The organism is Aeromonas sp. 25-248 (assembly GCF_053005425.1).
On record NZ_JBRKTB010000039.1, the window covers coordinates 1 to 287 of the forward strand.

General features: G+C 51.6%; 1 tRNA gene. It reads right to left on the reverse strand.

From position 1 onward, the window contains the following. Window positions 1-2: 2 nt before the first annotated feature. Window positions 3-75: transfer RNA gene (locus tag ACVDHI_RS20800), tRNA-Glu, on the reverse strand. Window positions 76-287: the final 212 nt, after the last annotated feature.

Here is a 287-nt window from a genome sequence, read left to right on the forward strand (position 1 = left end):
GGCGTCCCCTAGGGGATTCGAACCCCTGTTACCGCCGTGAAAGGGCGGTGTCCTAGGCCTCTAGACGAAGGGGACCCCGAGTCTGCTTTGCAGTGCTTTCGCACTGAGACAACAGGTAGCAGTAAACTGCTATTCACATCCCGTTATCCGGCAGAAGAGGTTTTCTCTCATCCATCCCGAGGGCTGGACAAAAGAAGCTGATGCATCACTGCACCAGGTCTTTGCTCTAACTACTTTGAATCAAGGCAATCTGTGTGAACACTCAACAACTTCGTCATCTTAAGGTA